18 protein-coding genes are annotated in these 18,049 nt (G+C 66.7%); 10 read left to right on the forward strand and 8 right to left on the reverse strand.

The genetic code is table 11. The features are described 5' to 3' along the window. Positions 1-4: 4 nt before the first annotated feature. Both folM and DMO17_RS06060 read right to left on the reverse strand, forming a co-directional pair. On the reverse strand, positions 5-715 hold the full coding sequence (gene folM / locus DMO17_RS06055) for a dihydromonapterin reductase (RefSeq protein ID WP_110681608.1): 711 nt from the start codon (positions 713-715) through the stop codon (positions 5-7). Between the two features lie 263 nt (positions 716-978). Continuing rightward, positions 979-1,542: an antibiotic biosynthesis monooxygenase gene (locus tag DMO17_RS06060; RefSeq protein ID WP_110681609.1), complete on the reverse strand. Its 564-nt coding sequence runs from the start codon at positions 1,540-1,542 to the stop codon at positions 979-981. 217 nt (positions 1,543-1,759) lie between these two features. Here DMO17_RS06060 and DMO17_RS06065 point away from each other — a divergent pair, with 217 nt between their 5' ends. Beyond that, positions 1,760-2,701 (forward strand): MerR family transcriptional regulator, encoded by a 942-nt coding sequence (locus DMO17_RS06065; protein WP_110681610.1) that lies wholly within the window; start codon positions 1,760-1,762, stop codon positions 2,699-2,701. A gap of 134 nt (positions 2,702-2,835) precedes the next feature. Further along, positions 2,836-4,614, forward strand: a complete 1,779-nt coding sequence (locus DMO17_RS06070; protein ID WP_110681611.1) for an acyl-CoA dehydrogenase C-terminal domain-containing protein — start codon at positions 2,836-2,838, stop codon at positions 4,612-4,614. A gap of 175 nt (positions 4,615-4,789) precedes the next feature. Here DMO17_RS06070 and DMO17_RS06075 read toward each other — a convergent pair whose 3' ends face one another. Next, on the reverse strand, positions 4,790-6,313 hold the full coding sequence (locus tag DMO17_RS06075; protein ID WP_110681612.1) for a fumarate hydratase: 1,524 nt from the start codon (positions 6,311-6,313) through the stop codon (positions 4,790-4,792). A gap of 259 nt (positions 6,314-6,572) precedes the next feature. On the opposite strand from DMO17_RS06075, the gene DMO17_RS06080 reads away from it, so the two are divergent. From DMO17_RS06080 to DMO17_RS06090, 3 genes are read left to right on the forward strand one after another with little or no spacing between them, the layout of a single operon-like run. Further along, positions 6,573-7,700 (forward strand): GGDEF domain-containing protein, encoded by a 1,128-nt coding sequence (locus DMO17_RS06080; protein WP_110681613.1) that lies wholly within the window; start codon positions 6,573-6,575, stop codon positions 7,698-7,700. Next, positions 7,693-8,631: an iron-sulfur-binding ferredoxin reductase gene (locus DMO17_RS06085; RefSeq protein WP_110681614.1), complete on the forward strand. Its 939-nt coding sequence runs from the start codon at positions 7,693-7,695 to the stop codon at positions 8,629-8,631. The genes DMO17_RS06080 and DMO17_RS06085 overlap by 8 nt, the downstream gene beginning before the upstream one ends. A gap of 24 nt (positions 8,632-8,655) precedes the next feature. Next, positions 8,656-9,429, forward strand: a complete 774-nt coding sequence (locus tag DMO17_RS06090; RefSeq protein WP_110681615.1) for an enoyl-CoA hydratase — start codon at positions 8,656-8,658, stop codon at positions 9,427-9,429. A gap of 45 nt (positions 9,430-9,474) precedes the next feature. On the opposite strand, the gene DMO17_RS06095 is transcribed toward DMO17_RS06090, so the two are convergent. Next, positions 9,475-10,389 carry a LysR family transcriptional regulator gene (locus DMO17_RS06095; RefSeq protein ID WP_110681616.1) on the reverse strand — a complete coding sequence of 305 codons (915 nt, stop codon included), beginning with the start codon at positions 10,387-10,389 and terminating at the stop codon, positions 9,475-9,477. Between the two features lie 179 nt (positions 10,390-10,568). Between DMO17_RS06095 and ycaC the strand changes: the two genes are divergently transcribed. After that, positions 10,569-11,183 (forward strand): isochorismate family cysteine hydrolase YcaC, encoded by a 615-nt coding sequence (ycaC, locus tag DMO17_RS06100; RefSeq protein WP_110681617.1) that lies wholly within the window; start codon positions 10,569-10,571, stop codon positions 11,181-11,183. 59 nt (positions 11,184-11,242) lie between these two features. Here ycaC and pyk read toward each other — a convergent pair whose 3' ends face one another. Beyond that, positions 11,243-12,694 (reverse strand): pyruvate kinase, encoded by a 1,452-nt coding sequence (pyk, locus tag DMO17_RS06105; protein ID WP_110681618.1) that lies wholly within the window; start codon positions 12,692-12,694, stop codon positions 11,243-11,245. 135 nt (positions 12,695-12,829) lie between these two features. Between pyk and DMO17_RS06110 the strand changes: the two genes are divergently transcribed. From DMO17_RS06110 to DMO17_RS06120, 3 genes are all read left to right on the forward strand, one after another. Beyond that, positions 12,830-13,204 (forward strand): tetratricopeptide repeat protein, encoded by a 375-nt coding sequence (locus tag DMO17_RS06110; RefSeq protein WP_110681619.1) that lies wholly within the window; start codon positions 12,830-12,832, stop codon positions 13,202-13,204. A gap of 71 nt (positions 13,205-13,275) precedes the next feature. Then, entirely contained in the window at positions 13,276-13,701 is a 426-nt protein-coding gene (locus tag DMO17_RS06115; protein ID WP_110681620.1) for a DUF4124 domain-containing protein, read from the forward strand. 61 nt (positions 13,702-13,762) lie between these two features. Then, positions 13,763-14,122 carry a PilZ domain-containing protein gene (locus DMO17_RS06120; protein ID WP_110681951.1) on the forward strand — a complete coding sequence of 120 codons (360 nt, stop codon included), beginning with the start codon at positions 13,763-13,765 and terminating at the stop codon, positions 14,120-14,122. 11 nt (positions 14,123-14,133) lie between these two features. On the opposite strand, the gene DMO17_RS06125 is transcribed toward DMO17_RS06120, so the two are convergent. Further along, positions 14,134-15,060 carry a LysR family transcriptional regulator gene (locus tag DMO17_RS06125; RefSeq protein ID WP_110681621.1) on the reverse strand — a complete coding sequence of 309 codons (927 nt, stop codon included), beginning with the start codon at positions 15,058-15,060 and terminating at the stop codon, positions 14,134-14,136. A gap of 116 nt (positions 15,061-15,176) precedes the next feature. Here DMO17_RS06125 and fpr point away from each other — a divergent pair, with 116 nt between their 5' ends. After that, positions 15,177-15,956, forward strand: coding sequence for a ferredoxin-NADP reductase (gene fpr / locus DMO17_RS06130; protein WP_110681622.1), 780 nt, complete (start codon positions 15,177-15,179; stop codon positions 15,954-15,956). Positions 15,957-16,053: 97 nt separating this feature from the next. Here the strand turns inward: fpr and tsaA are convergent, their stop codons facing one another. Both tsaA and DMO17_RS20025 read right to left on the reverse strand, forming a co-directional pair. Further along, positions 16,054-16,746, reverse strand: a complete 693-nt coding sequence (gene tsaA, locus DMO17_RS06135; RefSeq protein ID WP_110681623.1) for a tRNA (N6-threonylcarbamoyladenosine(37)-N6)-methyltransferase TrmO — start codon at positions 16,744-16,746, stop codon at positions 16,054-16,056. Between the two features lie 310 nt (positions 16,747-17,056). After that, complete coding sequence (locus DMO17_RS20025; protein ID WP_110681624.1) at positions 17,057-17,593, reverse strand: GNAT family N-acetyltransferase; 537 nt, start codon at positions 17,591-17,593, stop codon at positions 17,057-17,059. Positions 17,594-18,049: the final 456 nt, after the last annotated feature.

Here is an 18,049-nt window from a genome sequence, read left to right on the forward strand (position 1 = left end):
GCTCTCAGACGAGATGGCGGCCGCCATTGACGGTCAGCGTGGTACCGGTGACGTAGGGGTTGTCCAGCAGGTAGCGCAGGCTCTGGTAGATGACTTCGGCGCCGGGCTCGATGCCCAGTGCCGACTCGGCCAGGCGCTTGACGCGGTATTCGGCGCTGTCTCCCGGATTGAACTGGATCAGCGCCGGGGCGATGCCGTTGACCTTGATGGCCGGAGCGAAGCGCGCGGCGAAGGACAGGGTCAGGCTGTCCAGGCCGGCCTTGCTGGCGCAGTAGGCCGGGCGTTTGGCGCTGCCGCTGCGGGTCACGTCATCGCCGATGTGGATGATGTCGGCCGGCTTGCTGCGGCGCAGCAGCGCTTCGCAATGCAGGTTGATCAGGTAGGGTGCCAGCATGTGCACGCTGACCATGCGCTGGAATACCTCGGCCTCGTGGCCGGGGGTCTCGGCTTCCCAGTCGGAGGCGTTGTGCACGATGGCGCGCAGGCTGTCGGTGTGGCCCTTGAGTTGTTCGACGAAGGCCAGGATACCGGCCTCGCTGGAAAAGTCCGCATGGATGGCGCAGGCGCCACGCTGGCGCAGGCGCTGCACGCCCTCGCGCTCGCTGCGGTAGGTGAAGATCAGTGGCTGGCCGTCATCGAGCAGGCGCTCGGCGCAATGCAGGCCGAGGCGCTGGCCGGCACCGGTGATCAGGATGGGGGCGGTGGAACCGCTCATGGCTGCCTCGCAGATGGCGAACGGGGGGTGCGCATGCGAGCAAAGTTATACCAGGTGCATGCTTTGTACAACCATGCGCTGCGTGTGGAGATAGCTCTGGCGATTGGTGATTTGTCTAAGATTTTGAAAAATATAGATAAATGCTGATTGCGTGGTTCTGTCGCGCCTGTCTCGATCTGTACATGCTCTGGGTTCATGTACAAGTTCTGTAGAGTCGGGGGCGGCTGCGCGCTTGGCGCCGGCCGCCACCCGCCCGGCGCGGCTCAGCGGATTTCCACGGTCCGCTCGCCACCGCTGCGGGTGCGGCCCTGCAGCCAGGGCTCCAGCAGGCGGGTGGACAGCGGAATGAACCAGTAGGTCATCAGCGGGGTGAGGGCCAGGGTGCTGAGCAGCACCCGCAGGACCAGCGGCAGTTCGGCCAGCCAGGTGCCGAACAGCAGGTTGAAGGCCAGCGAGACCGGGAAGAAGGCCAGCCAGATGGCCACGCTCTGCTTCCAGCGCGGCGGCCGGCGCAAGGCGTTGCCGAACCAGGCGTCGAGGCCGCTGACCCGACGCTCGTGCGGCTGGGCGAACAGGCCGCTGCCGCGTTGCAGCCAGGCACGGCGCGAGGCGGAGTGTTCCCAGGCGGCGAGGGTGGCGCGATCGGCGAAGCGGAAGACGATCTGGAATTCGTCGTCGTCGGGCGGCGGGGCCAGCACGCCGGAGCCGAGGTAGCCGGGAAAGTCGGCGGCGAGTTGCTGGCCCTCGTGCAGCCAGGTGCGGAAATCCTGCAGGCATGCGCGTGGCACACGGCGTGCCACCAGCATGGTGACCGGTTCGGTAGACATCGTGTATCTCCAGAGCGACAGGCGCGGGCCCGGGTAGGGCGTTGCGCGGTATGCGCCGCCGGGGTGGTGGCGGGCGTGCAGAGAGTATTCCTCTTGCTCCGTGCCGGCCAGAGCTGCCGTGTGCGGCGGGCGGCTATTCGTCGGGTCGTGCGGATTTCAGACTGCGGCCCTGGCTGGGGTACACTCGGCGCAACACCACTCGGCACCCCCCCTGGCCATGACCGAACTCGCCCCGTCCCCCGCCCACTCCGACTCCTTCAGGGAGCAGGAGCTGTTCCCCATCCGCGAAGTGTCGCGGGTCACCGGCGTCAACCCGGTCACCCTGCGGGCCTGGGAGCGGCGCTACGGCCTGATCCAGCCGACTCGTACCGACAGCGGACATCGGCTCTATTCGGCGGCCGACATCGAGGCGGTGCGCAGCATCCTGGCCTGGATCGAGCGCGGTGTGTCGGTGAGCAAGGTCGGCAAGATCCTGGCGCGCAGCCAGGCCATCCGCACCCCGGCGCCGGTCTATGTCGAGGTCGCCTCCAGCGAGTGGGGCGAATGGCAGGGGCGCATCCGCAGCGCCGTCGCCGCCTTCGATGCGCCGTTGCTGGAGCGCCTGTATGGCCAGGTGTTCTCCACCTATCCGCTGCTGGTGGTGTTCCAGGAAGTGTTCATGCCGCTGTGGCAGGAGCTCCTGTTGCGCCGCGACGAGCCCGGCCAGGTCAGCGAATGGCTGTTCCTCGATGCCTTCCTGCGCGCCCGCGCCCTGCAGCGTCTGCAACTGGGCGGCGGGCAGACGCGGGTGCTGCTGGCGGCGCTGCCCGGCCATTGCCGCGAGCTGGAGCTGCTGGTGGCCGGCCTGCTGCTGGGCAACGAGGACCTCGGCATCCAGGTGCTCGGTCCCGGCCAGCCTCTGGAGGAGCTGCCCCTGGTGTGCACCCGCGTGCGCCCGCAGGCCCTGGTGCTGTTCTCCAACCAGCCGCCGGCCGATGACCTTGGGCAGCAGCTGCGCCGCCTGGCCCTGGCCCTGGATTGCCCGCTGGCGCTGGCCGGCGACGCCGCCGACCTGGCCGAAGACGAGCTCGACGGTTCGCCCGTCGCCTGCCTGGGCAACGAGGGTCGCCTAATGCAACACCGCCTGCAGCAGTTCCTCGCCGGCCACCTGGATACCTGATCCCGCCTGACCTGTGACTCCGCGGCCCGGCCGCGGAGCGTTTCGTCGTGCGCAAAAAAAAGCTTGCACTGGGGATGGGTTTGGCTATACAAAAATTGTACACAGATTGTTTTTGTACATGTAGAGAGCAAGCCATGCCTTCGTACCGTGCCCCCTTGCGTGACATGCAGTTCGTCTTCGATGAAGTTCTCGATGCCTACAGCCACCTGCAGGCCCTGCCGAGCCAGCGCGAGTTCGGTGCCGACCTCGGCAGCGCCATCCTCGACGAGGCGGCCAAGCTGGCGGAGAACGTGCTGGCCCCGGTCAACGGTCCCGGTGACAAGCAGGGCTGCCAGTACGACCCGGCGAGCAAGACGGTGAAGACCCCGGATGGTTTCAAGGCCGCCTACAAGCAGTTCGCCGAGGGCGGCTGGACTGCGCTGGCCTGTACCCCGGAATTCGGCGGCCAGGGCCTGCCGCATGTGCTGAACATGATGGTTGAGGAGATGGTCTGCTCGTCCAACCTGTCGCTGGGCATGTATCCGGGCCTGACCCACGGCGCGATCAACGCGCTGACCCAGCACGGCACCCGCGAGCAGCAGGAGCAGTACCTGCCCAGGCTGATCAGCGGCGAGTGGACCGGCACCATGTGCCTGACCGAGCCGCAGTGCGGCACCGACCTGGGCCTGATCCGCACCCGCGCCGTGCCGCAGGCCGACGGCAGCTACGCCATCAGCGGTACCAAGATCTGGATCACCGGCGGCGAGCAGGACCTGGTCGATAACATCATCCACCTGGTGCTGGCCAAGCTGCCCGATGCACCGGACAGCGTGAAGGGCATCTCGCTGTTCCTGGTGCCCAAGTTCCTCGAGGACGGCACGCGCAACCCGGCCTTCTGCGGCGGCCTGGAACACAAGATGGGCATCAAGGGCTCGGCCACCTGCGTGATGAACTTCGAAGGCGCCAAGGGCTGGCTGATCGGCGAGCCGAACAAGGGCCTCAAGTGCATGTTCACCATGATGAACTCGGCGCGCCTGATGGTCGGTATGCAGGGTCTGGGGATCGCCGAGAGCGCGTACCAGATCAGCCTGGGCTTCGCCAAGGAACGCCTGCAGAGCCGCTCGCTGTCCGGTCCCAAGGCCGCCGACAAGCCGGCCGACCCGATCCTGGTGCACCCGGACGTGCGGCGCATGCTGCTGCGGCAGAAAGTGATCATCGAAGGCTGCCGTGCGCTGGCCTACTTCACCGGCCTGCACCTGGACATTGCCCACGACCACGAGGATGCCGAAGTGCGCCAGCAGGCCGACGATCTGGTGCAGCTGCTGACCCCGGTGGTCAAGGCCTTCCTCACCGACGAGGGCTTCACCTGCGCCAACGAGGGCCTGCAGGTGTTGGGCGGCTCCGGCTTCACCGAGGACTGGGGCATCGAGCAGCTGGTGCGCGACTGCCGCATCACCCGCATCTACGAAGGTACCAACGGCATTCAGGCGTTGGACCTGGTCGGGCGCAAGCTGGCCCTGGGTGGCGGGCGTGCGGTGCGCGGCTTCTTCGCCCAGGTCGAAGGCTGGCTCAAGGCCAACCCCGAGGCGCCGCATGCGGCTGCGGTGGGCAAGGCGCTCAAGCAGCTGCAGCAGGCCACCCTGTGGATTGCCAGCGAAGGCATGAAGGACCCGGAGCAGGCTGGCGCCGCCTCGGTGCCCTACCTGCGCCTGTTTGCCCTGACCACCCTGGCCTGGCTGTGGTCGCGCATGGCCCTGGTGGCCCGCCACAAGCTGGAGCAGGGCAGCAGCGAAACCGTCTTCTACGGCGCCAAGCTGAAGTCGGCCGATTTCTACATGGCCCGCGTACTGACCGAGACCGACAGCCTGCTGGCCGAAGTGCTGGCGGGCAAGGCGACCCTCATGGCCTTTGCCGAGGAGGAGTTCGCCGCCTGACGACTGCGCAACCCGGCAGCCATTCTCCCCCCCCTGTCCCTTTGGGCTGCCGGTTTTTTTATTTCTCGGCACGGTCACCTGCCCGGCCCGCCGATTGCGACCCGCTTCCCGGCGGGTCTTTTTTTGCCCAAGAAAAAGCCCGGCGCGGGCCGGGCTTTTCGCGAGGGCGGGGCGCTTACTTGACTTCCACCGCCAGGTTCTCGGCGATCTTCTTCTGCCAGATCGCCGGGCCGGTGATGTGTACCGACTCGCCCTTGGTGTCGACGGCCACGGTGACCGGCATGTCCTTGACCTCGAACTCGTAGATCGCCTCCATGCCCAGTTCCGGGAAGGCCAGCACCTTGGACTTCTTGATTGCCTGGGCCACCAGATAGGCGGCGCCGCCGACGGCCATCAGGTACACGGCCTTGTTGTCGCGGATCGCGTCGATGGCGATCGGGCCGCGCTCGGACTTGCCGATCATGCCCAGCAGGCCGGTCTGCTCGAGGATCTGCCGGGTGAACTTGTCCATGCGCGTGGCGGTGGTCGGGCCGGCCGGGCCTACCACTTCGTCACGCACCGGATCGACCGGGCCGACGTAGTAGATGAAGCGACCCTTGAGGTCGACCGGCAGTGCTTCGCCCTTGTTGAGCATGTCGACCATGCGCTTGTGAGCGGCGTCGCGGCCGGTGAGCATCTTGCCGTTGAGCAGGATGGTCTCGCCCGGCTTCCAGCTCTGCACCTCTTCCGGGGTGATCTCGTCGAGGTTGACGCGGCGCGCGCTCGGGCCGGCTTCCCAGACGATCTCCGGGTAGGCGGACAGGTCCGGCGCTTCCAGTTCGGCCGGGCCGGAGCCGTCGAGCACGAAGTGGGCGTGGCGGGTGGCGGCGCAGTTGGGGATCATGCACACCGGCAGCGAGGCGGCGTGGGTCGGGTAGTCCATGATCTTGACGTCGAGCACGGTGGTCAGGCCGCCCAGGCCCTGGGCACCGATGCCCAGCTGGTTGACCTTGTCGAACAGCTCCAGGCGCAGCTCCTCGATGCGGTTCTGCGGGCCGCGGGCCTTCAGCTCATGGATGTCGATGTGCTCCATCAGCACTTCCTTGGCCATCACCGCGGCCTTCTCGGCGGTACCGCCGATGCCGATGCCGAGCATGCCCGGCGGGCACCAGCCGGCGCCCATGGTCGGCACGGTCTTGAGCACCCAGTCGACGATGGAGTCGGACGGGTTGAGCATGGCCATCTTCGACTTGTTCTCGGAACCGCCGCCCTTGGCCGCGACATCCACTTCCACCTTGTCGCCGGGGACGATGGAGTAGTGGATCACTGCCGGGGTGTTGTCCTTGGTGTTCTTGCGGGCACCGGCCGGGTCGGCCAGGATCGAGGCGCGCAGCACGTTCTCCGGCAGGTTGTAGGCGCGGCGCACGCCCTCGTTGATCATGTCGTCGACGCTCATGGTGGCGCCGTCCCAGCGCACGTCCATGCCGACCTTGATGAACACGGTGACGATGCCGGTGTCCTGGCAGATCGGGCGGTGGCCGGTGGCACACATGCGCGAGTTGATCAGGATCTGCGCCATGGAGTCCTTGGCGGCCGGCGACTCTTCCTTCAGGTAGGCCTCGTGCATGGCCTGGATGAAGTCGACGGGGTGGTAATAGGAGATGAACTGCAGGGCGTCGGCGACGCTCTGGATCAGGTCGTCCTGCTTGATCACGGTCATTGGGGCGCTCCTCTATCAGGGAACATCTATAAGGAAGCGCCGGACCACGACCCGGCGCAACTGCGGAAAAGCTGCGGACGACTCTTCACGTCGTTCCGCGGTGGCCGGCAGGGCGGCGGGCCACGAAAAGGCGCCGCAGTATAGCGCGGCGGCTTGCACGGGCACAGCCACGCACACTGGCCGATGGTCGAGGTGCGCGCTATCAATTTTGTGATCACGGGGGTAGAGTTGGGCAAGGTGCCAGTACGGGACGGAGCCCATGAGCACGAGCGTTCCAGGCGTGACAAAGCGTGGTCTGCAAAGCCTCTTGCTGAAGCGTTTCGGCATGGCGGTGGCGAGCTATGCCCTGGTGTTGCTGCTGCTGTGGGTCGCCGTGTGGACGGGCATCTTCAGTGGCGGCCTGCAGGCGGCACTGCTCTGCACCGGCCTGGTCGTGGCCAGCCAGCTGGTCTTCTATGCCCTGCTGCGCAGCGGGCGCAACCTGCGTTTCGTCGACCCCAGCCTGACCGAGGCACAGATCCTCGTCGGCCTGCTCCTGCACACGGCCCTGCTGGCCCAGCTCGATGGCGCGCGGGGCAGCCTGCTGATGTTCTACCTGATCATCCTGATGTTCGGCGCGTTCCAGCTGCGCCCGGCGGTGTTCGTGCGCTGCGCCGCCATCGCCTTCTTCGCCTTCGCCGGGCTCAACCTGTGGGAGGGCTACCAGATGCGCCTGGCCGACCCCGCCCAGGCTCTGCTGCAATCCTGCGCGCTGTTCATCGGCCTGACCTGGCTGAGCCTGTTCGCCAGCTATGCCCAGGCGCTGCGCCAACGCATGCGCCAGCGCCGCTACGCGTTGCAGGCGCACCAGGACACCCTGCGCGGCATGATGCGCCAGCTCGAGGATCTGGTGGCCACCGACGAGCTGACCGGCCTGTTCAACCGCCGCCACTTCCTGCGCCTGGCCCTGCGCGAGCTGGACAACCTCGACCATGGTCGCCAGCACGGCCTGGCGCTGATCGACCTGGACCACTTCAAGCGCATCAACGACGTGCACGGCCACGCCGCCGGTGACCGCGTGCTGCAGACCTTCGCCGCCGTGGCGCGCGCCTGCCTGCGCGATGGCGACGTGCTGGCCCGCTACGGCGGCGAGGAGTTCGTCCTGCTGCTGCCCAACACCGACGCCGACCAGTTCACCAGCTGCTGCGAGCGCCTGCGCGAGGCCTTCGCCAATGCCCGGCCGGTGGGCGTGCAGGTGAGCAACCTGAGCCTGTCCGCCGGCATGACCCTGCTCAGCGCCGGCGACGAGCTCGATGAGGCCCTGCAGCGGGCCGACCAGGCGCTGTACCGGGCCAAGCGCGGCGGGCGCAACCGCTGCGACGCGGCCTGGGAGGGTGCCGGTGCCTGAATTGAAAGCCGCCGGCCAGGCCTGGTCGGTGACTCCCGGCAGCAACCTGCTCGATGCCCTCAACGGCGCCGGACTGCGTGTGCCCTACAGCTGCCGCTCCGGCAGCTGCCATGCCTGCCTGGTGCGCTGCGTGCGTGGCGAACCGCTGGACGAGCAGCCGCAGGCGCTGAGCGCGGAGCGCCGCGAGCAGGGCTGGCGCCTGGCCTGCCAGTGCCGGGTGGCCGGCGACCTCGAAGTGCAGCTGTTCGACCCGGCTCGCGATGGCCTGCCGGCGCGGGTGCAGGCGCTCGACTGGCTGAGCCCGACGGTGCTGCGCCTGCGCCTGCTGCCGGAGCGGCCGATGCGCTACGCCGCCGGCCAGCACCTGCTGCTGTGGGCCGGAGAGGGGGTGGCGCGGCCCTACTCGCTGGCCAGCCTGCCGGGCGAGGAGCCCTGGCTGGAGTTCCATCTGGACTGCCGGCGCAGCGGCGCCTTCAGTGACATCGCCCGTCAGCTGCGCCCGGGCGATGCGCTGCGCCTGGGCGAGCTGCGCGGTGGCGCCCTGCACTATGATCCGGACTGGCGGCAGCGGCCGCTCTGGCTGCTGGCCGCCGGCACCGGCCTGGCGCCGCTGTGGGGGGTGCTGCGCGAGGCGTTGCGTCAGCATCACCAGGGCCCCATAAGGCTCATTCACCTGGCCCATGACGGCGCCGAGCACTATCTGGCCGAGCCGCTGCAGGCACTGGCCGCGGCCCATCCGCAGCTGCAAGTGCAGTTGGTGGCGACGTCCGAGCAGGCGGAGGTTTTGGCACAACTGCGGCTTGTTTCGCGGCAGACCCTCGCCTTACTCTGCGGCTCCCCCGCCAGCGTGGAAGCCTTCGCCCGCCGCCTGTTCATCCTCGGCGTGCCGCGCAACCAGGTGCTGGCCGATCTTTTCCTGCCCCACGCCTGATCGGGGCCTTGCCCCGGAGCTGCCATGAGCGAACACATACTGGTCGAGCGCGAAGACGGCCTGCTGACCCTGCGCCTGAACCGCGTAGACAAGAAGAACGCCCTCACCCGCGCCATGTACAGCCGCATGGCCGAAGTGCTGGACGCCGCCAATGCCGACCGCACGGTGCGTGTCGTGCTGATCACCGGTGGTCCCGAGTGCTTCACCAGCGGCAACGACGTGGCGGACTTCCTGCAGGCGCCGCCCACCGGCATGGACAGCCCGGTGTTCCAGTTCATGCGCGCGCTGTTCGACTTCGCGAAGCCGGTGGTGGCCGCCGTGGCCGGCCCGGCGGTAGGCATCGGCACCACGTTGCTGCTGCACTGCGACCTTGTTTACGTCAGTCGCGATGCCAAGCTGCGCACGCCCTTCGTCAACCTTGGCCTGTGCCCGGAGTTCGGCTCCAGCCTGCTGTTGCCGCAACTGCTGGGGCCGGCCAGGGCCGCCGAGGTGCTGCTGCTGGGCGAGGCCTTCACCGGCGAGCAGGCGGCCGAGTGGGGCATCGCCGGTGCCGCCCTGGAGGATGGCCCGAGCACAATGGCCAAGGCCCGCGAGATGGCCCGGCGTTTCCTCGACCTGGCGCCTTCGGCGGTGGCCGACAGCAAGCGCCTGATGCGTGCGCCGGGGCGCGAGCAGCTGCGCCAGGTGATCGAGGAGGAGGGCGCTTTGTTCGGCCAGCGCCTGCGCTCGCCGGAGGCCATCGAGGCACTGAGCGCCTTCATGCAGCGGCGCCAGCCGGACTTTTCCCGCTTCGCCTGAGGCCGCCGGGGCCAGTCGTCTGAACTGCCGCCTGTTCCGCGCGCCTCAGGGGTGCTCCCAGGGCGCGTCCGCCAGGCGCTGCTGGAGGAAGTCGCACAGCGCCAGGACCTTGTGCGAGGCGCGGCTGGAGCGCGGGTACAGGGCGTAGATGGCATAGGCCGGCGGCCGTGCCTGCGGCAGCACCTCGAGCAGCGCGCCCGAACGCAGGTGCGGCTGCACGATGAAGCTCGGCAGCAGCGCCAGGCCCTGGCCGGCCAGGGCCATGGCGCACATCGCCTCGCCGTTGTTGCTGGCGAAGCGCCCGCGCGGCGTCAGGCTGAGCAGGTCGCCGCTCGAGTCGCGGCTGTCGAACGACCAGAACTGCCCCGAGACCACGTTGCTGTAGCCGATGCAGTCGTGCTCCAGCAGTTCCTCGATGCGCTGCGGCACGCCGTGCCGGGCGGCGTAGGCGGGGCTGCAGCAGAGCAGGCGTGCGCTGCTGGCCAGCTTGCGTGCGATCAGTGCGCTGTCGCCGATGTGCGCGACGCGCACGCACAGGTCGTAGCCCTCGCGCTCGAAGTCGCTGATGCGGTCGTCCAGGTGCAGGGTGATTTTCAGCTGCGGGTGCAGGGCCATGAACTCGGCGAGCAGCGGCGCCAGCCAGAGCGTGCCGAAGCTCATCGGCGCGAGCATGTGCAGGCGCCCGCGCAGGCCGCTGTCGGTGTAGGTCGCCGCCTCGGCCGCCTGCTGCAGTTCGCGCAGGGCGTCCTTGGCCTGGCGGTAGAAGCCCAGGCCGTTCTCCGTCGGCCCCACCTTGCGCGTCGAGCGGTGCAGCAGCTTGGCGCCCAGGCGCTGCTCCAGGTCGCTCAGGCGCTTGCTCACCACCGATTTGGACAGGGCCAGATCCTCCGCGGCGCGGCTCACGCCGCCCAGCTCCACCACGCGCAGAAAGGTCTCGATCTCCTGCAGGTCCAGTTTCATGGCGTTCGTTCCCGAGTGTGAGATTGGCCAAGGATAGCGTTGGTATGGCGGCGGATTGTTCTGTTCTAGCGAAAAGCTATTTGCCCATTTGCCGGGACGTCAGGGCCCCCGCCAGCGGCTAGGCTGAGAGTTCATCGATTCCGATGCCCACTTCGCCGCAACCCCACGGGAGGTTCACCATGTCCTTTACCTACAAGCGCCTGAACAAGGACGACGCCGTCGTGCTGCTGGTCGACCACCAGGCTGGCCTGCTGTCGCTGGTGCGCGACTACAGCCCGGACGAGTTCAAGAACAACGTGCTGGCGCTGGCCGACATCGCCAAGTTCTTCAAACTGCCGACCATCCTCACCACCAGCTTCGAGCAGGGCCCCAACGGCCCCATAGTGCCTGAGCTCAAGGCCATGTTCCCGGATGCGCCCTACATCGCCCGCCCTGGCCAGATCAACGCCTGGGACAATGCCGACTTCGTCAACGCGATCAAGGCCACCGGGCGCAAGCAGCTGATCATCGCCGGCGTGGTGACCGACGTGTGCGTGGCCTTCCCGACCCTGTCGGCCCTGGCGGAGGGCTATGAGGTGTTCGTGGTCACCGACGCCTCCGGCACCTTCAACACCTCGGTGCGCGACGCCGCGCTGACCCGCATGGCGCATGCCGGTGCACAGTTGCTCAACTGGTTCAGCGTCGGCTGCGAGCTGCACCGCGACTGGCGCAACGACATCGAGGGTTTCGGCGGCATCCTCGGTGGCCACCTGCCGGCCTACGCCAACCTGATCCAGAGCTACAACCAGAAGTAGCCGGGCGCCCTCCAGCAAAAAGGCCGCTCATCGAGCGGCCTTTTTCATGCTGCACGGCATCACACCAGCGGGTCGCCGACGTGCAGGATCTTCATGGTGTTGGTGCCGCCGGTGCCGTGGTAGCTGTCGCCCTTGGTCAGGATCACCCAGTCGCCGGGTTCCACCACGCCGCGCTTGAGCAGCTCGTCCACCGCCGCCTGGCTGACCTTGTTGGCCGGCAGGGCGGCCGGGTCGAAGGGCACGGTGTACACGCCGCGGAACAGCGCCACGCGGGCCTGCGCCTCGCGGTGCGGGGTGAAGGCGAAGATCGGGATCGACGAGCGGATGCGCGACATGATCAGCGGGCTGTAGCCGCTCTCGGTCAGGCTGATGATGGCCTTCACACCCGGGAAGTGGTTGGCGGTGTACATGGTGGCCAGGGCCACGCTCTCGTCGCAGCGCTCGAAGGTGCGGCCGATGCGGTGGCTGGACTTCTGGCTGGTCGGGTGCTTCTCGGCGCCCAGGCACACGCGCGCCATGGCCTCCACGGCCTCCACCGGGTACTCGCCGGCGGCGCTCTCGGCCGACAGCATCACCGCGTCGGTGTAGTCCAGCGCGGCGTTGGCCACGTCGGAGACTTCCGCGCGGGTCGGCATCGGGCTGTGGATCATCGACTCCATCATCTGCGTGGCGGTGATCACCGCTTTGTTCAGGCGGCGGGCGTGGGCGATGATCTTCTTCTGGATGCCGACCAGTTCGGCGTCGCCGATCTCCACGGCGAGGTCGCCGCGGGCCACCATCACCGCATCGCTGGCGCGAATCAGGCCGTCCAGCGCGGCGTCGTCGGCCACTGCCTCGGCGCGCTCGATCTTGGCCACCAGCCAGGCGTTGCCACCGGCCTCGGTGAGCAGGCGGCGGGCGTATTCCATGTCGGCGGCGTCGCGCGGGAAGGACACGGCGACGTAGTCCAGCTCCATCTCGGCGGCCAGCTTGATGTCGACTTTGTCCTTGTCGGTCAGGGCCGGGGCGGTGAGGCCGCCACCACGGCGGTTGATGCCCTTGTTGTCGGACAGCGGACCGCCGATCTCGACGCGGCAGTGCAGCTCGTCGGCGCCCTTGAGCTCGACGCGCATGACCACGCGACCGTCGTCCAGCAGCAGCTCGTCGCCGACGTCGCAGTCCTGGATCAGCGCCGGGTAGTCGATGCCCACCACCTCCTGGTTACCGGCGGTGCGCGAGTGGGTCGCCGACAGGCGGAACAGGTCGCCGTCCTTCAGCTCGATGCGCTTGTTCTCGAACTTGGCGATGCGAATCTTCGGCCCCTGCAGGTCGCCGAGCAGCGCCACGTGGCGCCCGTGCTTGGCCGCAAGCGTACGCACCAGGGCGGCGCGGGCCTTGTGGTCGTCGGCGCTGCCGTGGGAGAAGTTCAGGCGGGCCACGTCGATGCCGGCGACGATCAGGCGCTCCAGCACTTCCGGGGAGCTGCTGGCGGGGCCGAGGGTGGCGACGATTTTGGTGCGGCGCAGGGTCATGCGGTAACTCCATTCTCAATGCGTGCGGCGAGGCTACTACGGCCTTGCACTGTAGTCATTGTTCGCTTGCACTACCTGGCCGGCTGCAGAAAGTCGCGCGACGGCCGATACTCTGCGCAGTGGAGGAAACCGACCATGCGTACCCTGATCCTGCTTCTCGCCCTGGCCAGCCTGGCCGGCTGCAACCGCATCTCCCTCGACCGCCACCTGGACGAGGCCTACAAGCACTACAACGTCGGCGACTGCGACCAGGCCCTGCTCGACCTGTCGCGCGCCGAGCGCACCAGCCGCTCGCGCAGCTACGTGCAGCCGGAGATTTCCCTGCTGCGCGGCCAGTGCCTGGAACGGCAGAACCTGTTCGTCGATGCGGCGCAGACCTACGAGTTCATCATCAACCGCTACCCGGGCAGCGAATACGCCTACCGCGCGCGTGCCAGGCTGGAGACCCTGCGCCAGCTCGGGCATCATCAGGCGAGCGAACCGGCCAAGGCGACTCCCGCATCCCTCTGATGCGGCCGCCAGTCGGCCAACTGTCAGGGAGAGGGGCGCGGCGCTAAGCTGCGTCAGAGGAGGGAGTCCACATGCGTCATCTGCTATTCATCGTGCTGTTTGCGCCGGCCCTGGCCAGCGCGGAAATCTACCGCTGGACGGATGCCCAGGGGCGCGTGCATTTCGGCGAGCGCCCGGGCGGGGCCAATGCCGAGACCGTCGAGGTCAAGCCGCAGGTGGTCGAGCGTGATGCCGCCACCCTCGAACGCGAACGCCGCACCCAGCAGTTCTACGATGCTCGCCGCGAGGAGCAGGCCCAGGCCGAGACGCGTGCCGCCGCCGCACGTGCCGAGCGCCACCAGGAGTGCAGCGAACTGCGCCGCCGGTTGGCGCAAATCAGCGAGGATGGCCGCTACTTCAGCTCGGAAGCCAACGGCGAGCGCCGCTACTACAGCGACGACGAAATGGCCAGTGCCCGTAGCCGTCTGTCGTCCCGCATCGCCGAGCGGTGCGGTTGACCCTGGCCGGGTGGCGGCAGGCCGACCATACTCCAAGACCCAGCTCTAGCGAATGGCCACCATGCATACCCAGCGCCGCATCGAACGCCACCAGCTGCCTTACTACCTCAAGGTGTTCAACCGCATCACCGACAAGCCCATGGGCTACATCGGCAATGTCTCGCTGGACGGCCTGATGCTGATCAGCCAGCTGCCCATGCTGGTCAACGCGCGCTTCGACATGCGCCTGAAGATCCCCGGTCGTGACGGCCGCATCCATCCCATCGACTTCGCCGCCACCTGCCAGTGGAGCCGCGAGGACGTCACCCCCGGTACTTTCGACTCCGGCTTCGCCCTGGTGGCGCCGCCGGCCGAATACGTCGAAATGGTCGATGCCCTGCGCCTGTACTTCAGCTTCCACCCTTTGGCCGCTTCGGCCTGAACTGACCCGGTTCAAGCAATCCAGGGCAGGATGATCTCGTCGCTGCGGCGGATGCCCGCGGTCAGCTGCCGGCACAGGTCGAGGAACTCGCGCATGGCGGCGGTCTGGTATTTCTGCTTGTGCCAGATGAAGTAGAACTGGCGGGTGAGGTCCAGCTCGGGCGTTTCCACCGGCACCAGGCTGCCGCGGCGGAAGGCATCGCGCAGCGACAGGCGCGAAATGCAGCCGATGCCCAGGCCCGATTCCACGGCGCGCTTGATCGCCTCGGTATGCTCCAGCTCCAGGCGGATATTCAGCTGCGAGGAGTGATGACGCATGGCCTGGTCGAAGGTCAGCCGCGTACCCGAGCCCTGCTCGCGCAGAATCCAGGCCTCCCGGGTCAGCTCGGCCATGCTCGCGCTGCCGCGTTCGGCCAGCGGATGGCGCGGTGCGCAGAACACCACCAGCTCGTCCTCCACCCAGGGCTGCACTTCGATGTCCGGATGCTGGCAGTCGCCCTCGATCAGGCCCAGGTCCAGGTCATAGTGCGCCACCTGCTGCACCACATGGGCGGTGTTGTGCACATGCAGCTTCACCCGGCATTCCGGGTGGCGCTGCATGAAGCTGCCGATCAGCAGGGTGGCCAGGTAGTTGCCTACGGTCAGGGTGGCGCCGACTTCCAGCGAGCCGAAGCCGGTCTTGCCGCTGAGCAGGCGCTCGATCTCGCGGGCCTGGTCGAGCAGGGCCACGGCCTCCGGCAGCAGCTGCCGGCCCAGGGCATTGAGCGACAGGCGCTTGCCGGCACGGTCGAACAGCTGGCAGTCGGACTGCCGCTCCAGCTCACTGAGCGAAGTGCTGGCCGCGGACTGCGACAGGGCAAGGGATTCGGCCGCGCGGGAAACGCTTTCCTGCTTGGCCACGGCGACGAAGACTTCCAGCTGTCTGAGCGTGAATTTCATATCTATATAACCAATAAACCATATCTTGATAATCCACTTAACAGATATTGTGGCCCTCCCTAGAATGGCGCGCAATCCTGCCGGCCCCGGCACAGCAAGCTATCGAAGGAAACAGCATGAGCAACATGAACTCGGAACGCGTACTGAGTGTGCATCACTGGAACGACACCCTGTTCAGCTTCAAGTGCACCCGCGATCCGGGCCTGCGCTTCGAGAACGGCCAGTTCGTGATGATCGGCCTGCAGCAGCCCAACGGTCGCCCGCTGATGCGCGCCTACTCCATTGCCAGCCCGAACTGGGAAGAGCACCTGGAGTTCTTCAGCATCAAGGTGCCGGACGGCCCGCTGACCTCGCAGCTGCAGCACCTCAAGGAAGGCGACGAGATCATCATCAGCAAGAAGCCCACCGGCACCCTGGTGCTCGATGACCTCAACCCCGGCAAGCACCTGTACCTGCTCAGCACCGGCACTGGCCTCGCGCCCTTCATGAGCGTGATCCAGGACCCGGAAACCTACGAGCGCTTCGAGAAGGTCATCCTGGTCCACGGCGTGCGCTACGTGAACGAAGTGGCCTACCGCGAATTCATCACCGAGCATCTGCCGAAGAACGAATTCTTCGGTGATGCCCTGAAAGACAAGCTGATCTACTACCCGACCGTGACCCGCGAGCCCTTCGAGAACCAGGGCCGCCTGACCGACCTGATGCGCAGCGGCAAGCTGTTCGCCGACATCGGCCTGCCGCCGATCAACCCGCAGGACGACCGCGCCATGATCTGCGGCAGCCCGAGCATGCTCGACGAGACCAGCCAGGTGCTCGACAGCTTCGGCCTGAAGATCTCCCCGCGCATGCGCGAGCCGGGCGACTACCTGATCGAGCGCGCCTTCGTCGAGAAGTAAGCGTCAGTCGCTGCATACACAAACCCGCCAATTGGCGGGTTTGTCATTTCTGGCCAGGGCTCGGCTGGCGTAGCCCGGATGCAATCCGGGGCTGCCCTCAGCCCGGTACCACTTCCAGTACGCGGATGCGCCCGGGCTCGGGGTAGTGCCAGCGCACCTGCACGTCCCACAGCAGCACGCCGTAGCGGCGTTCCGGCTCCGGTACCTGGTAGGCCGGGCGCGGGTCCTGGCGCAGGCATTGCTCGATCAACGCCACCAGCGGCTCGCCCAGGCGCAGCGCATGCTCGTGGGCCTGGGCCAGCGCGGCTTCGTGCCACTCCAGGGCTACCTGCGGTGGCGGCGCCTCGGCGATGCGGTTGAACGCCTCGGGTACCTGGTCGGCGTAGGGTACGTAGGGTTTGATGTCCAGCACCGGCGTGCCGTCCAGCAGATCGATGCCGGACAGCCACAGCCGACCCGGCTCGACCCGCTCCAGCTTCACCACCGACTGGCCGATGCCGTTGGGCCGGTGCGTGGCCCGGCTGGCGAACACGCCGATCGACTGGTTGCCGCCCAGGCGCGGCGGTCGCACCTTGAGTCGGGGCGTGTCCTCCAGCGCCTGGTGGAAGAGAAACAGCAGCCACACATGGCTGACCTGCTCCAGCCCCGCCACCGCCTCGGCACGATCGAACGGCGCCACCAGCTCCAGCACGCCACGGGCGGCCGGGGCTAGCTGTGGCTGGCGGGGAATGGCGAACTTCTCCTTGAAGCAGGAGCGCAGGTAGCCGACGGGGGTAACGGAGTGGGACATGGCGACACGCTATTCGGGGAACCTGCGCATGGTAGCCGAAGCGGCGGAGCGCAGGTCGTGCCGGTGTGCTGATGGAGCGGCCCCACTGACTCGGTGCCGAGTAACCAATATTGCCTTGGCGCCTTACGATTAAGCTGACGGGCAGGCAAAAGCGCAGCTTTTGACTGTCCAGCGAACGAAGTGAGCGGCAGTTGAAGGCACTGTTAGAGGCTTACGCGGCATATATTTATTGCTCCTCTAACTCTGACCATAAAGGCTTCGGGCCTTTGTTTTCCATGAACATGTCGTAGTCAATAAAGTTAGCGAAGGGTTAGCCGTCATTTCGAGCCAGGGCGTACACCCTCTCTGTGCAAGGCTCGCCTCGGAACACGACTTGACGGCACTCTACGAACGTGAAGCCTATGCGCTCAAGTAGGCGGATGCTCGGCAAGTTTCGCTCGTCGGTGATGCCCAATACGCTAGTGATGCTGGTTGCCGCGAAGAGCAATCGAACTGCCTCGCAGACGGCGCGACTGGCGACGCCACGACCCTGCGCCCTCGGGTGGAGTGTGAAACCGACTTCACCAGACGTCCCGTCTTCGGACAGATAGATGCCAATGTCTCCTACCAGCGCGTCCGATTCTGGCTCGGCGATTGCGAGTTGTAGCCACTGGCCAGGCGTGAAGAGTGGTGCTCGTTGCACTTCTTCGATGAACTCAAGAGCTTCTGCGTCAGACATCGGCGACCAACCCTGATAGCGCCCGAGCTCTGGGAGTGAGCGATAGGCCTGGAACGCGGCGTGATCGCGTGTGTGCATTCGACGGAGTCGACCTCCGTCGAACTCGCGTGGCAGAAGCGTCTCGTGCATGACGGCTAACGATTAAGCTAACGGGCAGGCAAAAGCGCAGCTTTTGACTGTCCAGCGAACGGAGTGAGCGACAGTTGAGCGCATTGTTAGGCATTTCTCCGGTCTTGTGTTCTGTACCAATGCTCTACGCTCTTTAGTGCTTTTTCAAAGCACTCCTTGCATGTGTTGGTTTGTTGGCTTTGATATGAGGGAGTCTTGCCGCAATAAGAGCAGTTTTGCATGCCTGCTTCACTGTTTACATGGAGTTTGTCTAGTGCTGTTCTAATGCAGTTTTCGCAAACATAGCCGTTTAGACCGTGCACTGTCGGCCCGCTACAGCGACCAAGCTGTAGTGTGCATGGTCGCGTGCACGATTCTTCAAAGGTTACTTGCTGTCTTTCCATGACTGCCTAACGATTAAGCTAACGGGCAGGCAAAAGCGCAGCTTTTGACTGTCCAGCGAACGAAGTGAGCATA

The sequence above is a fragment of the Aquipseudomonas alcaligenes genome (assembly GCF_003205495.1).
Taxonomy (GTDB): Bacteria; Pseudomonadota; Gammaproteobacteria; order Pseudomonadales; family Pseudomonadaceae; genus Aquipseudomonas; species Aquipseudomonas alcaligenes_B.

Excerpts from the sequence above, each read along its gene's own strand:
- DMO17_RS06125 (WP_110681621.1), bottom strand. The coding sequence starts at position 15,060 with ATGAAATTCACGCTCAGACAGCTGGAAGTCTTCGTCGCCGTGGCCAAG.
- ycaC (WP_110681617.1), top strand. The coding sequence starts at position 10,569 with ATGTCCTTTACCTACAAGCGCCTGAACAAGGACGACGCCGTCGTGCTG.
- DMO17_RS06080 (WP_110681613.1), top strand. The coding sequence starts at position 6,573 with ATGAGCACGAGCGTTCCAGGCGTGACAAAGCGTGGTCTGCAAAGCCTC.
- DMO17_RS06115 (WP_110681620.1), top strand. The coding sequence starts at position 13,276 with ATGCGTCATCTGCTATTCATCGTGCTGTTTGCGCCGGCCCTGGCCAGC.
- DMO17_RS06090 (WP_110681615.1), top strand. The coding sequence starts at position 8,656 with ATGAGCGAACACATACTGGTCGAGCGCGAAGACGGCCTGCTGACCCTG.
- folM (WP_110681608.1), bottom strand. The coding sequence starts at position 715 with ATGAGCGGTTCCACCGCCCCCATCCTGATCACCGGTGCCGGCCAGCGC.
- DMO17_RS06070 (WP_110681611.1), top strand. The coding sequence starts at position 2,836 with ATGCCTTCGTACCGTGCCCCCTTGCGTGACATGCAGTTCGTCTTCGAT.
- DMO17_RS06120 (WP_110681951.1), top strand. The coding sequence starts at position 13,763 with ATGCATACCCAGCGCCGCATCGAACGCCACCAGCTGCCTTACTACCTC.
- DMO17_RS06095 (WP_110681616.1), bottom strand. The coding sequence starts at position 10,389 with ATGAAACTGGACCTGCAGGAGATCGAGACCTTTCTGCGCGTGGTGGAG.
- DMO17_RS20025 (WP_110681624.1), bottom strand. The coding sequence starts at position 17,593 with ATGCACGAGACGCTTCTGCCACGCGAGTTCGACGGAGGTCGACTCCGT.
- DMO17_RS06075 (WP_110681612.1), bottom strand. The coding sequence starts at position 6,313 with ATGACCGTGATCAAGCAGGACGACCTGATCCAGAGCGTCGCCGACGCC.
- DMO17_RS06065 (WP_110681610.1), top strand. The coding sequence starts at position 1,760 with ATGACCGAACTCGCCCCGTCCCCCGCCCACTCCGACTCCTTCAGGGAG.
- DMO17_RS06060 (WP_110681609.1), bottom strand. The coding sequence starts at position 1,542 with ATGTCTACCGAACCGGTCACCATGCTGGTGGCACGCCGTGTGCCACGC.
- fpr (WP_110681622.1), top strand. The coding sequence starts at position 15,177 with ATGAGCAACATGAACTCGGAACGCGTACTGAGTGTGCATCACTGGAAC.
- tsaA (WP_110681623.1), bottom strand. The coding sequence starts at position 16,746 with ATGTCCCACTCCGTTACCCCCGTCGGCTACCTGCGCTCCTGCTTCAAG.
- DMO17_RS06110 (WP_110681619.1), top strand. The coding sequence starts at position 12,830 with ATGCGTACCCTGATCCTGCTTCTCGCCCTGGCCAGCCTGGCCGGCTGC.
- pyk (WP_110681618.1), bottom strand. The coding sequence starts at position 12,694 with ATGACCCTGCGCCGCACCAAAATCGTCGCCACCCTCGGCCCCGCCAGC.